Here is a 14173-nt window from a genome sequence, read left to right as displayed (position 1 = left end):
CATATTTTTTTGCTTGGCATAATCATTGACAAACCAACGACAAACACGAAAACATACTTACAACTAAAGGATAATCTTTAATACTATGGGAAAAATAATAGGCATTGACTTAGGAACTACCAATTCATGCGTTGCCGTAATGGAAGGTAACGAACCGGTAGTGATTGCCAATGATGAGGGCAGGAGAACAACCCCATCTGTAGTGGCTTTTTTGAAGAACGGAGAAAGGAAAGTAGGTGACCCTGCAAAGCGTCAGGCTATTACCAACCCCGTAAACACTATTATGTCAGTGAAGCGTTTTATGGGCCGTCATTTTGACGAAGTTGCCAGTGAAGTGAGTCACGTTACATATAAAGTGGTAAAAGGTGATAACAACACCACACGTATCGATATTGACGGCAGATTATATACGCCGCAGGAGATTTCAGCGATGATCCTGCAGAAAATGAAGAAAACAGCTGAAGACTATTTGGGTCAGGAAGTAACAGAAGCGGTGATCACCGTGCCTGCTTACTTTAATGATGCACAACGTCAGGCAACCAAAGAAGCCGGTGAAATTGCCGGTCTGACGGTTCGTCGTATTATCAATGAGCCTACTGCTGCTGCACTGGCTTATGGTATGGACAAAAAGCACGTTGATAGCAAAATCGCTGTATTTGACCTTGGTGGTGGTACCTTTGATATCTCCATCCTGGAATTAGGTGATGGCGTATTTGAAGTAAAATCTACCAATGGTGATACCCACCTGGGTGGTGATGACTTCGATAAAGTGATCATGGACTGGCTGGCTGACGAATTCAAAAAAGATGAAGCAGTAGATTTACACAAAGATCCAATGTCATGGCAGCGTTTGAAAGAGGCTGCTGAGAAAGCAAAGATCGAATTGTCTTCTTCTCAGGAAACTGAAATCAACCTTCCTTATATCACTGCAGTGGATGGCGTTCCTAAACACTTAGTGAAAAAATTAACCCGCGCTAAATTTGAGCAGCTGAGCGATAGCCTGGTGGAAAGAACACTGGAGCCTTGCCGCAAAGCACTGAAAGATGCCGGTATGAATACTTCTGAAATTGATGAAATAATATTGGTAGGTGGTTCTACCCGTATTCCTAAAATCCAGGAAGTAGTTGAAAAATTCTTCGGTAAAAAACCTAATAAAGGTGTAAACCCGGATGAAGTAGTAGCTGTAGGTGCTGCTATTCAGGGTGGTGTACTGACAGGTGAAGTGAAAGACGTACTGTTACTGGACGTTACGCCACTGTCACTGGGTATCGAAACAATGGGCGGTGTAATGACCAAACTGATCGAATCCAATACCACTATTCCTACCAAGAAATCTGAAACTTTCTCTACCGCAGCAGATAGCCAGCCTAGCGTGGAAATCCATGTACTGCAGGGCGAAAGACCAATGGCCAACCAGAACAGAACACTGGGCCGCTTTATCTTAGGTGATATTCCTCCGGCTCCGCGTGGCGTTCCTCAGATCGAAGTAATCTTCGATATTGATGCCAACGGTATCCTGCACGTAACTGCAAAAGATAAAGGCACTGGTAAAACACAGAACATCAAAATTGAAGCTGGTAGCGGCTTGAACAAGGACGAAATCGAAAAGATGAAAGCCGAAGCCAAAGCCAACGAATCTGCAGATAAAGAACAACGTGAGCAGATCGAAAAGCTGAATAAAGCGGATAGCCTGATATTCCAGACTGAAAAACAGATCAAGGAGTACGGTGATAAACTGCCTGCTGACAAGAAAGAAACCATCGAAAACGCACTGAATAAGTTGAAAGAAGCACACAAATCTCAGGACGGTGCACAGCTGGATACAGCTACTGCTGAACTGGAAGCTGCGTGGACTGCTGCTTCTGAAGAGCTGTACAAAGCTTCTCAGGGTCAACCGGAAGGTGCTCAACAGCCTAACGGCGGTCAGCAACAGGGTCAACCTAACGCTGCTAACGATGGCGTAACTGATGCTGAATTCGAAGAAGTAAAATAAGCGTAGTTTGTCTTACTCAGCATGACGCTGATTAAGATGATTACCCGGATTTTCTGATATAATTGGCGAAGATGGAAACAGATGTATCTGTTTTGTCTTCGCCAATTTTTTTATGACTTATTAAGAATCAGGATAATCATCTAGTCCTGAGTAAGACAAGCTATTTTTGGATTAAGTTGAAAACGGGGGGAATATCTTTTTCAATATGCTCTAAATGCCAATACACTCACGTTTGCCATTCTCAAATCCCTCCCGAACTATCGTTGAATATTAAACAATACCCATTACACTCCCTTTAGCTAATCTTCCATCTGTCCCGTAAACAGCTTCCCCGGGATTATCTTATATTTATAGTAATCAAAATTATCTCTCATGGCAAAACAAATGTCTATCATTCCCTTTACGGGAAAACTCGGTCCTCTCATTGGGTATAAGCGCAATGGCAACTACTTCCTGCGCTCCATGCCTGAAAGCGTGCAGCAAACGGCTGCTACCCGCCGCGCATCCCGGCGCTTTGGCATCGCCAGCAGGAAAGGCGCTTTTATCCGTCATGCTTTCTACGGTCACCTGGATATCCCCTGTGACAGCGGCCACATCAATCGGCTAAACAGACTGCTCATTGCTGCCGGCGATCATCACGCCGCCATAACAGGCTTCCGCTTCCATCAGCATACCGGGGTAGATCGTTTTTTTCCGGTGCCTCCCCGGCTTTTGAGTAACGGAGTATTACATATTCCCGCACAAACCATCGCCGGGTATAAAGGTATGGCTGCCCTGGAAGTAAAAGTGATCGCAACGCGCATTGATTTTAGATCACGTCAGGTGGTGGGTAGCGAAACGGTTACACTCATGATAGAATCGGATACCACTTTCCAGGAAACAAATGTTTCGCTCGACGTACCCGGGGAAGGTTCACTGGTAGTAGTTTTCCAGGTAAGAGCGATGTACAAAGACGGCCAATCGGGCAACAGGCAATACATGGCCGCCGATATTATTGCGGTGACAGCGCCACAAGCACCCAAATATGCTAATAAACGTACCTACCCAAAGCGGACGAAATTGCTTCCCAAACTTGCCTATACATACGCACATCCAGCCGTCATTCAACTGGAATAAAGCTATTTTGCCTCCCGGAGATATTTTGATAAATAATCCCTTTATACCTGCTTCCTTTCAATAGTATATTTCTTTCCGCAGCTACCCCTGGTAGGGAAGCGGCCCTGCTATGGCCAGTTCTGACCTCCATCCTTCTTCTGATGCAATTTCATCCCGGTTATACATCCGAAACTCACCCCCGCATCAAGTCCACCTCTGCTCCACTGCTTCTATAGGTACTTAGCGGGTGTTAAGCATAGGATCAACGGAGCCAACATCATCACAATACACTTCTGCAGGTAATGATGGGTGTTCTGAATACCCTATATCTTAAAAGCGTATTTAGCGACAACGAAATAAAATTCCTGCTAAAATATCCATGATGCAGGCTTTCGGGCAGTTGGCAGGCTTAGATCTGCAGCATTCCTCCTTTATAGATTGACTAAACTTTATGCTTGAAATTTACACTATCCCTCAGGTTTTCAACTTGATCCCTATTTTTTCTTACTTTGTTCCGGTTTAGCCGGGACAAAATGAATTATAGACTACGTTTTTATCTCCGTTACCATACTTATTACGGGCAGGAACTTTATCTACTGGGTAATATACCTGCACTGGGCAGTGATGTGCCCAGGCATGCACACCGTATGCAATGGTTGAATGCAGATTGGTGGTATACCGATATTCAGCTGGCTCCCGGAGAAGTGTTTACCCTCCAATACCAGTATATTTTAAGAGAACTGGAAGACGTAGTATACGAAGGCGCCGTACGGGAATTTGCCTTCATCCCCGGAGAGCATACTGAAGTGGTTTTTACAGATACCTGGAATGATGCAGCCCGCCCGGAAAATGCCTGGCTCACTGCCCCATTCTCCCGCGTATTTTATCCCAGACCCTCCGCTGCTATCAGCGGGCTACTAACGGCCACGCATATATTCCGCGTACAGGCGCCCCTGTTAGATCGTCATAAAACCATTTGTTTACTGGGTAGCAACGCACCAACCGGTAACTGGAATATTTTACAGCCATTATTGCTGCAATACGATGCCCAGGGCTGGTTTTCTGTGGCACTGGATCTCTCCGGATCACCGATGCCGCTTTATTATAAGTACGGTATTTATGACCTGGAAATACAAGAGTTTGTACAGTACGAAAATGGAGATAACAGGGAACTACATACGGTAGCGGTAACAGGCAGACAGGTAATTCTGCACGATGGCCTCCTGCGCATAGAGTATACCCCCTGGAAAGGCGCCGGCATTGCGGTGCCGGTATTCAGTCTGCGCAGTACGGAAGGATTTGGCACCGGGGAATTTGCAGACCTGCCTCAACTGGCGCAATGGGCTCACCACAAAGGTTTTCAACTCATACAGGTACTGCCCGTAAATGATACCATTCAAACCAATACCTGGAAAGATTCCTATCCCTACGCAGCTATTTCCTCTTTCGCATTGCATCCACTATACATAAGATTGCAGGAGGTAGGTAGCCTGCCGGATACGCATCCGTTGCAACGGCAATTCGGTCGGTTACGGCAATGGCTGAACGAAAAGGAAACAGTGGACTATGAAACGGTCATGTCTTTTAAACTGGCCTATCTCAGAGCATTATACGAAGCAGAAGGAGAGAAGCTGCAAACACGCGATTACTGGCAGTGGTTTGCTTCCAATGAACACTGGCTGCTGCCTTATGCAGTATATTGTTACCTGCGCGATCGCTATCAAACAGGGGATTTTACCCAATGGCCGCTCCATAACGTTTACGACTACACAGCTATCAACAAGCTTATTATAGCAGATGAAGCTGCTGCTGCGGCATCACATTATCACTTTTTTGTTCAATATCATCTCCACAAGCAATTAGCGGCTGCCACAGCAGCGGTACACCAGTACGGCGTAGCCCTGAAAGGAGATATTCCTATTGGCGTAGCCCGTCATAGCGCAGATACCTGGATGAATCCCGGATGCTATCACCTGGATATGCAGGCAGGTGCTCCTCCGGATAGTTTTACCACAACAGGACAAAACTGGGGCTTTCCTACTTACAACTGGAAACAAATGGCGGTCAATGGCCTGGAGTGGTGGCAGCAAAGGCTCCGGCATATGTCCGTTTACTTCGATGCCTTTCGTATCGATCATATTCTCGGCTTTTTCCGCATCTGGCAAATACCAGGAGATGCTATACAGGGAATACTCGGTTATTTTCATCCAGCCGTTCCCGTTAGCCGGGAAGAAATGCGGCTGCGTGGAATAGATTTTGAAGAAGACCGGTTCTGTCAGCCCTACATTACCAACGCCATCCTGGAAGATATTTTTGGTAATTATGCCGGTATGATGAAAGAGCAGCTGATGGAACCCCTCACAGATGGTCGTTATAAGCTGCTCCCTGCATTTGATACCCAGCGAAAAGTGTTGGAATCTACCCTATCGGAAGCGGTGAAAAATATGCTGTATACCCTCCTGGCAGATGTACTGTTTATAAAAGTGACAGACCATAGCAGAATGTTGTATCATCCCCGTTATGATATGGCAGCTACCTATTCTTTTGCTGCGTTGGATAGCAGTACCCGTAAGCATCTGCAGGCATTGTATCACGACTACTTCTACGTACGGCAGGAGAGTTGCTGGCGCAAAGAGGCGATTCATAAACTGCCGCTGATCAAAAGAGCTACCAACATGCTTATTTGTGGAGAAGACCTGGGCATGGTACCAGCATGTGTTCCCGGCGTAATGCAGGCACAAGGTATTTTAAGCCTGGAAATAGAACGCATGCCTAAAGCAGGAGACGTCACCTTTACAGCCATATCAAAAGCGCCGTATCTTTCTGTATTAACGCCTTCTACGCACGACATGAGCACCTTGAGAGGATGGTGGCAGGAAGACGTTCACATCACCCGAAAATATTACCAGCAGGAACTACGCCATAAAGGCCCTGTACCTGCGGAAGCCAGCCCGGCGCTGATCCGGGAAATTATCGCCCGCCATATGAAGGCACCTGCCATGTGGCGTATTTTCCAGATACAGGATCTGCTGGCCGCTGAAGGACGCTCAACGGGCCATCCGGACACGGAAAGGATCAATATTCCTGCGGTAGCATCGCACTATTGGCGATATCGTATTCCACAAAATGGTCTTAATCGTGCACAAGAAAAAAAATCGTAGTATTTTCAGGATATGAAGCTCACCCTTTACCCCTTTGAACTGAAATTTCGTCACACCTTTACGATTTCCCGTAAATCGAAAGACGTGCAACCTTTGCTGGTAGCGAAGCTGGAACAGGATGGCTACAGTGGATTGGGAGAAACAGCAGATAATTCCTACTACAATATGACGGTGCCACGTCTAATAGAAGCGATAGAACAACATCGTTCTTTTATCGAAAATTATCAGCTCAGCACACCAGCCGCTTTCTGGCAGGAGATGTATCCTTTGCTGCAGGACAATATGTTTGCACTCTGCGCACTGGATATAGCTGCATGGGACCTTTACGCTAAACAACAGCATCAAAAGCTGTACGAAGTATGGGGCCTGGATATTACACATAATCCGCTGACAGATTACACCATTGGCATTGACACCGTGGAAAATATGGTGCGCAAACTGAAAGAATTTCCGTGGCCTATTTATAAAATTAAGCTGGGGACCAAAGAAGATATTGCCATCATTACTGAGCTGAGAAAGCACACCGCCGCAGTTTTTAGGGTAGACGCCAACTGTGCCTGGGGTGTTGATGAAACATTGCGCAACGCCATTGCATTAAAAAAACTTGGCGTGGAATTCATCGAACAACCCATGCCGGCAGCCGATAAAGAAGGAATGAAAAAGGTGTATGAGCAGGTGGTACTGCCGGTAATAGCAGATGAAAGCTGTATTGTGGAACAGGATGTAGCCCAATGTCAGGGCTATTTCCATGGCATTAATATCAAACTCACCAAATGCGGGGGTATTACACCCGCCCTGCGCATGATCGCTACTGCAAAGCAAGCCGGCATGAAGGTGATGACGGGTAGCATGAATGAAAGCACGGTGGGTACCTCTGCGGTAGCACACCTGCTGCCGCTGCTGGACTATGTGGATATGGACGGACCGCTACTGCTGGCAGAAGATACTGCTACCGGTATTAAAATGGAAGACGGACGTATAATCTACGCCAATGGTCCCGGAACCGGTGCCGTATTACTCCGCTGATCTGTTATCGTGCAGGTCATACACCGCCAGATCCCCATTCTCCGACATGATCGCAATATGATCCTTTTTAGGTATGGACTCAACAGCACATATCACGGCATTGGTCACGATCCGGTGGCTGTGCACGAGTTCTTCATTATCAATTATTTTATAGATCTGCGCCACATTTTCATTATAGGTGATGATGAATTGGTGCGGTAAATATTTAACTTTTGTTCCTGCCTCATTATCAGCAATACTGCCATGCACTTTGGGTGCACTATCGCCATAGGTATAAGTCAGCCAAAGGATGCTATCCTCTGTAGCCGCTACAATACCCAGTTTATCTCCATCATAACCAGCTCTTAGCTCATGGATATGATCGGTTTCCAACATGGCCTGCAGTCTGCTATGGAAATCCAGTTTATAAATACAGTGCCCAAGGAAGAGATAAAAAGCGCCATACCAGTATACCAGTTCCTGCACATCCTGCCGGAAGCCGGGAGGTAGTTTAAAAGGATGATTAGTACCATATTCACTACAGTGCTGATTGCTCTTTAGGGCACCTTCATGCGTGTAACGACTGAATATCAGTTCGGTGCCTGCCAGGTGCAGGGCAACAATATCCTGTTCTGTGAAGCAATAGCCTATCAGCCCTGCTGGTAGCCAGCCAGCTCCTCCTGCTAACAATTCCTGCTCAAATCTTGCTGTCTTACCCTGGGGACTTGCCAGCACTTTATCTTTCATCTCAAAGGGAAGATGGTGATGTATAAGCAGGCGATTGCTGTACCGGGCATCACTCATGAGTGTAAATAGTGGTTGCGTAGGTACATTTCCGGGCCATAGGGCATACTCCCAATGGTTAACGAGGTTATAGCGCAACAGATAGATGCCATTAGCTTTATAGCCTATCATCAGCAACTCTTCATTTAGCAGCGTACCTTTTAACCACCTGACATCGGCAGCAAAACGGAGGGATGACAATGCGCCGCTACTGATACTTAGTTGCTTCGGCATATTGTTGATGAAGCGGTTACAATCGCCGGATAGTAAGCGGTCTTCCGGAACAAAGGTGTTGAGTAATTTTAAATTTTCTGTATTCCCACTCAATGATTGATGACTGATAATTTCATAGGCGATTTCAGTGGCAATAGCTGTTACCGCTTCCTGTTGGAATTGCTTACCTGCCGTGCTTAACACCTGGAGAAAATTATTTTCAAGTGCGGGTGGGAGATGATTTTTATAGATGAAATGAATTTCCTGTTCCAGGTTGCCAGTAGATAATTCCAGGTATTTCTGTAAACAGGTGGTGGTTTGTATGTGTTGATCCCAGCCATGTAACAGCGTTTGCCTGGCTTGCGGGGTATCTTCCAGTTTGCCCTGCATAATCCTGGCGGCTTCCAGTATGTCGTTATTATGAAGGGCAGCCTGTGCGGCTTTGTTGTATAAAGTGAAAGCTTCTTCCCGCTGATCGAGGACCATATGCAGGTCTGCTGCTTTTTCAAACTGTTGCAGCGAAGTATATATTTCAACAGCTTCCAGCAACAGACCACCTTTTTCCAGGCAGCGGGCAGCGGCGCCGGGATTTTTCAGGTGAGATTTATGCATCACAGCAGCATCACGGTAATAGCCTCCCTGTTCCAATACATTGGCAGCGGCGGAATAGTCGCCTAGCAGGTGTGCATAGATGTAAGCGGCTTTTTTAAATTCGCCTGCAGTGATGGCCGCTTTTGCAGACAGCTCATATTTTCTTCTCAATTCCTGCCGGTAGTTGCCGGCATCCCATATATCTCCGGTGGTACCACCGCCGAGTCCGGCCAGACTGAAGTTGGTATTATTTCTTTGCAGAAAAGAACTCTGATCTGCAGTACCACGGTGTTCATAAGGACTGCTCAATGGAAGTGCATATTGCAAAGCAGTAGCTTCATCTTCCTCAAACATGCGGAGTAGTTTCTCCAGTTCCCGCTTCCTTTTTTCTTCTATGTTATCCTCTTTCTTAGCATTGGTATAGCCGGTTTTGCTGGCAATGAAACCGAACAATAGTTGCCATATTTTCTGGAAGACAGATGTCCCTGAAGGCGGGGTGGTTGTTTTATCGGTTAATGCCGACAATGGCTGATGGCCAATAGCACTGCGGAGATCTGAAAAGATATCTGTGTCTGGGTTAATGATACTAATGCGATGAAGCTTTTTCCTGGGAGGATGGCCCATGCGGGCAAATTCCCAGTCGGATGTCAGTGGGGCTGTGAATGATAAGAGGTTGCTTAGATCGATCACATCCTTTTCTTCAAAACCGATAAAGCCCAATACAGGATGGAAAACCTGCCAGTCCCATATCAGGAGGCCGGATAATTCATAGGGAGTAACTGCCGGTGTTAATGTGGCTGTTACAGGGATGAAGAGTTTGCCACCCAGGAGCTGATAAGGGTGGCGGATGTTGTTGGTGGCTGTAGGAAGACCTGCCGGAAGGATCACAAATAACCCGGCTGTCTGAAGGGATTGTTTATTTTCTGGAATCAGTAATGCTTTCAACGGTTGCATTGGAATGCCCCAGCTGTTTATTTCAGATAGCCATGCTGCTACGGAATGCCCGTGAATAAAGGCGCCTGCAACGGTAGGTGGCTGTTGTTCACAATACTGTATGCCGAGCGTTATTTCCATTTCAATCGTTCTATATATGGTTGAATATAATCATTGTAAAAGGGTTCTCCCTCCATGATATTCGCTGCCGGATCATGGATAAAATAAGGGTTCCCGTAGCAGGTATTGTCCGATGCCCAGCAGGTAATCAACACATCGGTGACCAGTGTCATCGTAATTTCGGGAAGCGTTTTGTCATCTGTTTGCAGGTGCAGAAATCCCCGGGAATCTGCGATGGCGGTAATCTCCCCAAAACACTTAAACTGTGTGAATAGGATATTCGGATTAGCCGGATGGACAAAAGTGCTGCTCACATTGGCTTTTGATTTTTCGTAGTCTATTTCCACCGGGTTGGCAGATAATTTTAGCCGGTTATAATGATCTATATCTAACCGGCGGTTGCCGATAATCAGGCGCCCAGAATCGGTGACATAAATGCCAGTTATTTTGCTGAGTGTATTATAGCCTTTGTTGATAAAGCGGAATACATTATTCAGGTTTTGCTGTCCGGTGAGTGCGTGTGCCAGGTAATGCCTGTCAAAATCAGCCATAGAGAGCGGTGTGCCGGCTTCTCCTGTAGCACCGCAAATAGCATGTTGCCCGGCCGGATGCTGTATATGAAAATGCTTATCCAGGTAGATGATTTTACAGTCTGCTGTCCGGAGATGAGTATTATACATCGTATAATTTGCATCGGTTGTAGGGAAAATATGCAGGAAAATATGCTCCCTGCCAGGATCATTCACCACTAATAAAATCCGGCCAGGATCATCTGATCCAAAACAGTAGTCGCCCTTTTCAATAAATGAGCATAACTCAATAGCTCCTTTTGATTTTTCGGGCCAGTAAAGTATTCTTTGATCGGTAGTAATACATACTACCTGCTGAGGGGATAATACGGCGTTGTTGTTGATTTGCCGTTTTAAACGGGAGGCAGGGTAACGCAGTGGTAAAGGCTGTTTGCCGAGGATCTCCGGCAGGCACTCCGGCATGGAAACGTTCGTTCTGGTAGCTTTTGTGACGGGATTAAACAGGAGTTCTTCCGGATTTAATAAGGCAGCATTACATAGTTTCTTTTGGCCACGGCTGTACTGGTATAAACGAAACTGTCCATTCCGGTTAACGGTTACCAGGTAACTCAGTTTTGTTTGTAGCCGGACCACGGTTTGCAGAAATTCCGGTTGTTGCATTAGTTCTTCCGCAGTAATCAGATAACAGGTGGATTGTCCTGGTTCTTCGTTTTGCAAAACGGCTTCCAGTGCAACGCCGCTGTGCAGGTGACTATCCAGTACAGAGAGGGCGTTGATCACTCCTTTTTTGCTGCTCAGGTCTGCGCGTTTGGCGGTACTTCCCTGTAACGTATATGCTATAACGTTAGTGTGCCTTTCGTCATATTGTATACAGGCCAATGCGGCAGAAATGGCAAATACCCTGGGGATTCCCCACATTTTCAGAGAGGCATCCACGAGGATCACCCTGTCTTTTTCCGGTTGCACAGAAAGTGCTTCCCGTCTGAAATAGAGGGCTTCGTTATTGGCGACTCTGGCCATCAGCACGTGATCGTCCTGGGCGAGTTCACTGATAAGGAGCCGGTCGTAGCTGCCTTTGTTGCTGATATCTGATATGCCTCCCAAAGATTGATCGTTGCTATGTTGCGTATGCACCGGAATACGCAGGGTAGCCAGTATACGTTTTGCCATCCGGCTGATACCGGCAGTTTTGCTATCTGCCTCCAGCTGGGTGAACAGGTCCGGCTCCTGCAGATCTGTCAGTGGCAGAGGCAGTGGTTCGGGTATCACTTCCAGACTGGTGCGCAGCTGCAATTCCAGCGTATCAGCGTCTGTTATCTGTTGGGCAATAGTGGATAATGGCGTTAATTCCGCTATCAGCTGTGTATATGCGTTCTGTTTATTAACAAAGGTATCTTTATAAAAAAAATGAAGTAGTGTATGTGCTTTGGCACTGCTGATGACAGGTGGAATGTCTGTAAAAATGGTTTTCAGTAAAAGGTTTCTTTTCGTTCCTGAACGGTAATCTGCCGGGAGTGCCGCTATGACGTTCAATAGTTGGATCGTCTGTTGTATATGCGCCTGCACTTCAAGGTAAAAGGTGCCGTCTTCCCCCCTGAGACTACGCAGAAAATTGTCAAAGCTATATTTTAACGGGACAATATGTTTGCCATCTTCCTTACAGGCAATGAGTACCAGCAGGATGCTGCCTAACGGAGGCCATCCCTGATCGCTCATTTCTTTTAATATACTTATCAGTTCATCTGTATAGCAAACAGTCAGGTCGCGACCATATTCAATTACTTCACCGTTATCGCCCCATTGCCAGTAATAATTGTTGGGGGCGCCACAATAATCTGCTATACTATTTTTATTATCATCCATTGTCCAGTTCTATTTTTGTTAACCTGATAGCACTTCTGCCGGCCTTTACAAAAGCGGTTGCAGGAATAGATTCCCAGGTACCATCTATATGAAACAGCAGCAGGTCTGTTTGTGCCGGATTCAGCTGGCGGCTTACTATAGCAGCAATGCCCGCAGGGACAAAGGTGTAGCCTGCTGGTAACAGCAATTGCTCCTGCAGTATGTATTCTTTTCCGGGTACCGGCGGTAGTGGTGTTCCGGTGATCAGTACTTTATTGCTGCCTGAGGCAGCAAAGGAAAGCGGTTGTAGTCTCGCTTCCGGTGCTGTTTCCCCATAGTTAAACCATGCGGCGGCAGTAGTGAGCAAGGCATAACTGTTTTGTGGTGTGGCGCAAGGCGCCAGTTGTAACGGTAGCAGCGGAGGCAATGCCGCCGGCATAGCGGATACGGGTAATGTAACCGGTAAAAGTTCCGGCAACGGTTTCCATGGCAGTTTTTTTAGTGTAGCCACGGGCGTTAGTCCGCTCCGGGGAAAAAGCTGGTCCTTGTCATCCAGCCACCAGGTATGTAAAGCCGGTAGTTGCAGGAGCAACGGATCCTGTTTTTCAGTGAGGGAAATACCTCTCAGCCAGAGATGCTGTTCATCTATAGCAGCCATCAAACCAGGCAGGCAGCGTACCATCCCCAGGGCGGTATACTTTTCTGCCGGCAGCAGCATGACAATTTCTTTGAGATGGCGGCTCATCGTTCCTGCAGGATTTTCTTCCATAATTCATCCACGGGTTGCATTACATATTGACGTTGGGTAGGATTGTTGATCCATTCGCAGCGGCCATTCAGGTAGCGGAGCCGGTCTTTGATGGCTGCTTTTTCTGCATCGCTTACTTCCGGATCTTCCCATTGGGCAGTCATTTGCAGCAGTTCTTTGTAGATTTCATCTGCATCAGGGGTGTTACTGATATTGGCCCGGGGATGTTGAGCTACCACTATTTCATCTGTTGCTACCATCGCATTTACAATGCCTGCAATGATTTCCTGTTGTTCGGTGGTATCCCAGATATATCTTAATACCCACATATCGGAAGGAACGGCTACGAGGCGTTTGCAAAGCAATGCGCTGGCGGCGATTACCCGTTGTAATTTCACGGCTCTTCTGTCTGATATCATCAGGCCTGCATTACGCAGTTGTTGTATCAGTGTAATGTAGGCGGGTCGGATATCATCGAGGTTAACGAGACTGGTGAGTTGTTGTAATTGTTTTATTTCTGCTGCGCTGATGGAATTGCTGGCACCGGTGCCTGACTGTTCCAGTTTCCAGCCTGCATGGAGTACTTCACTTAATTGTGCCGGATCTACATTTTCGCAGGTGGCGCGAAGCAGGAATCGGTCGTACAATGCCTGCAGTGCTTCATCTTCCGGCAGGTGGTTACTGGCACCTACTATCATCAGGGCAGGCAGGGCACGGGTTTCACGGCCACGGCGGAAAACTCTTTCATTCAATACCATCAGCAGGCTATTCAGGATGGCGCTGTTGGCGTTCAATAATTCATCGAGGAAGATGAGCGATGCTTCCGGCAGCATGCCTTCGGTATTAGTCACCAGTTCTCCTTCCCGGAGTTTACGGATATCGAATGGTCCGAATAGCTCGTTAGGTTCTGTAAAGCGGGTGAGCAGATATTCAAAGGTTTGCCCATCCAGTATATTCGCCAGTCCACGTACCAGCGCGCTTTTAGCTGTGCCCGGAGGGCCCAGCAGGAACAGGTTTTCACGACCTGCCAGGCAGATGCCCATCAGGTCTATGATATCGTCTTTACCAACAAACGTTTTTTTCAATTGCAGTAGTGCATCATTGAGTTTGTCTACCAGTAGTAATTCTTTCATGTAACAGATTTTGTTGCTCATAGCAG

8 protein-coding genes are annotated in these 14173 nt (G+C 46.8%); 4 read left to right on the top strand and 4 right to left on the bottom strand.

Annotated features, from left to right (window positions below; all coding sequences use genetic code 11):
* The first annotated feature begins 85 nt into the window (after positions 1 to 85).
* The 4 genes from dnaK (at position 86) to AC1DCV_RS26085 (ending at position 7275) form a co-directional block, all read left to right on the top strand.
* Complete coding sequence (gene dnaK, locus AC1DCV_RS26100) at positions 86 to 1993, top strand: molecular chaperone DnaK (protein ID WP_477025927.1); 1908 nt, start codon at positions 86 to 88, stop codon at positions 1991 to 1993.
* A gap of 372 nt (positions 1994 to 2365) precedes the next feature.
* A complete protein-coding gene (locus tag AC1DCV_RS26095; protein WP_477025926.1) occupies positions 2366 to 3109 on the top strand; it encodes a hypothetical protein in 744 nt (247 codons plus the stop codon).
* Between the two features lie 512 nt (positions 3110 to 3621).
* Positions 3622 to 6249, top strand: coding sequence for a 4-alpha-glucanotransferase (locus AC1DCV_RS26090; RefSeq protein ID WP_477025925.1), 2628 nt, complete (start codon positions 3622 to 3624; stop codon positions 6247 to 6249).
* 12 nt (positions 6250 to 6261) lie between these two features.
* The gene (locus AC1DCV_RS26085; protein ID WP_477025924.1) at positions 6262 to 7275 is read left to right on the top strand and encodes a dipeptide epimerase; all 1014 of its coding nucleotides are present in this window, start codon (positions 6262 to 6264) and stop codon (positions 7273 to 7275) included.
* On the opposite strand, the gene AC1DCV_RS26080 is transcribed toward AC1DCV_RS26085, so the two are convergent.
* Genes AC1DCV_RS26080 through AC1DCV_RS26065 form a run of 4 tightly spaced genes read right to left on the bottom strand, consistent with a single transcriptional unit; the run spans position 7264 to position 14147 of the window.
* The gene (locus AC1DCV_RS26080) at positions 7264 to 9915 is read right to left on the bottom strand and encodes a hypothetical protein (protein ID WP_477025923.1); all 2652 of its coding nucleotides are present in this window, start codon (positions 9913 to 9915) and stop codon (positions 7264 to 7266) included. The genes AC1DCV_RS26085 and AC1DCV_RS26080 overlap by 12 nt on opposite strands.
* Positions 9906 to 12287: a hypothetical protein gene (locus AC1DCV_RS26075; RefSeq protein WP_477025922.1), complete on the bottom strand. Its 2382-nt coding sequence runs from the start codon at positions 12285 to 12287 to the stop codon at positions 9906 to 9908. Before AC1DCV_RS26075 ends, AC1DCV_RS26080 begins: the two co-directional genes overlap by 10 nt.
* Entirely contained in the window at positions 12280 to 13035 is a 756-nt protein-coding gene (locus AC1DCV_RS26070) for a hypothetical protein (RefSeq protein ID WP_477025921.1), read from the bottom strand. Before AC1DCV_RS26070 ends, AC1DCV_RS26075 begins: the two co-directional genes overlap by 8 nt.
* Positions 13008 to 14147 (bottom strand): AAA family ATPase, encoded by a 1140-nt coding sequence (locus tag AC1DCV_RS26065; protein ID WP_477025920.1) that lies wholly within the window; start codon positions 14145 to 14147, stop codon positions 13008 to 13010. The genes AC1DCV_RS26070 and AC1DCV_RS26065 overlap by 28 nt, the downstream gene beginning before the upstream one ends.
* Between the last annotated feature and the right edge of the window lie 26 nt (positions 14148 to 14173).

This window comes from Chitinophaga sp. 10T418 (assembly GCF_056394125.1).
This window is presented reverse-complemented; position numbering and strand designations above follow the sequence as displayed.

What these genes read in the sequence shown, in the direction of transcription:
- dnaK (WP_477025927.1), top strand. Translation starts at nt 86, where the DNA reads ATGGGAAAAATAATAGGCATTGACTTAGGAACTACCAATTCATGCGTT.
- AC1DCV_RS26090 (WP_477025925.1), top strand. Translation starts at nt 3,622, where the DNA reads ATGAATTATAGACTACGTTTTTATCTCCGTTACCATACTTATTACGGG.
- AC1DCV_RS26065 (WP_477025920.1), bottom strand. Translation starts at nt 14,147, where the DNA reads ATGAAAGAATTACTACTGGTAGACAAACTCAATGATGCACTACTGCAA.
- AC1DCV_RS26080 (WP_477025923.1), bottom strand. Translation starts at nt 9,915, where the DNA reads ATGGAAATAACGCTCGGCATACAGTATTGTGAACAACAGCCACCTACC.
- AC1DCV_RS26095 (WP_477025926.1), top strand. Translation starts at nt 2,366, where the DNA reads ATGGCAAAACAAATGTCTATCATTCCCTTTACGGGAAAACTCGGTCCT.
- AC1DCV_RS26075 (WP_477025922.1), bottom strand. Translation starts at nt 12,287, where the DNA reads ATGGATGATAATAAAAATAGTATAGCAGATTATTGTGGCGCCCCCAAC.
- AC1DCV_RS26070 (WP_477025921.1), bottom strand. Translation starts at nt 13,035, where the DNA reads ATGGAAGAAAATCCTGCAGGAACGATGAGCCGCCATCTCAAAGAAATT.
- AC1DCV_RS26085 (WP_477025924.1), top strand. Translation starts at nt 6,262, where the DNA reads ATGAAGCTCACCCTTTACCCCTTTGAACTGAAATTTCGTCACACCTTT.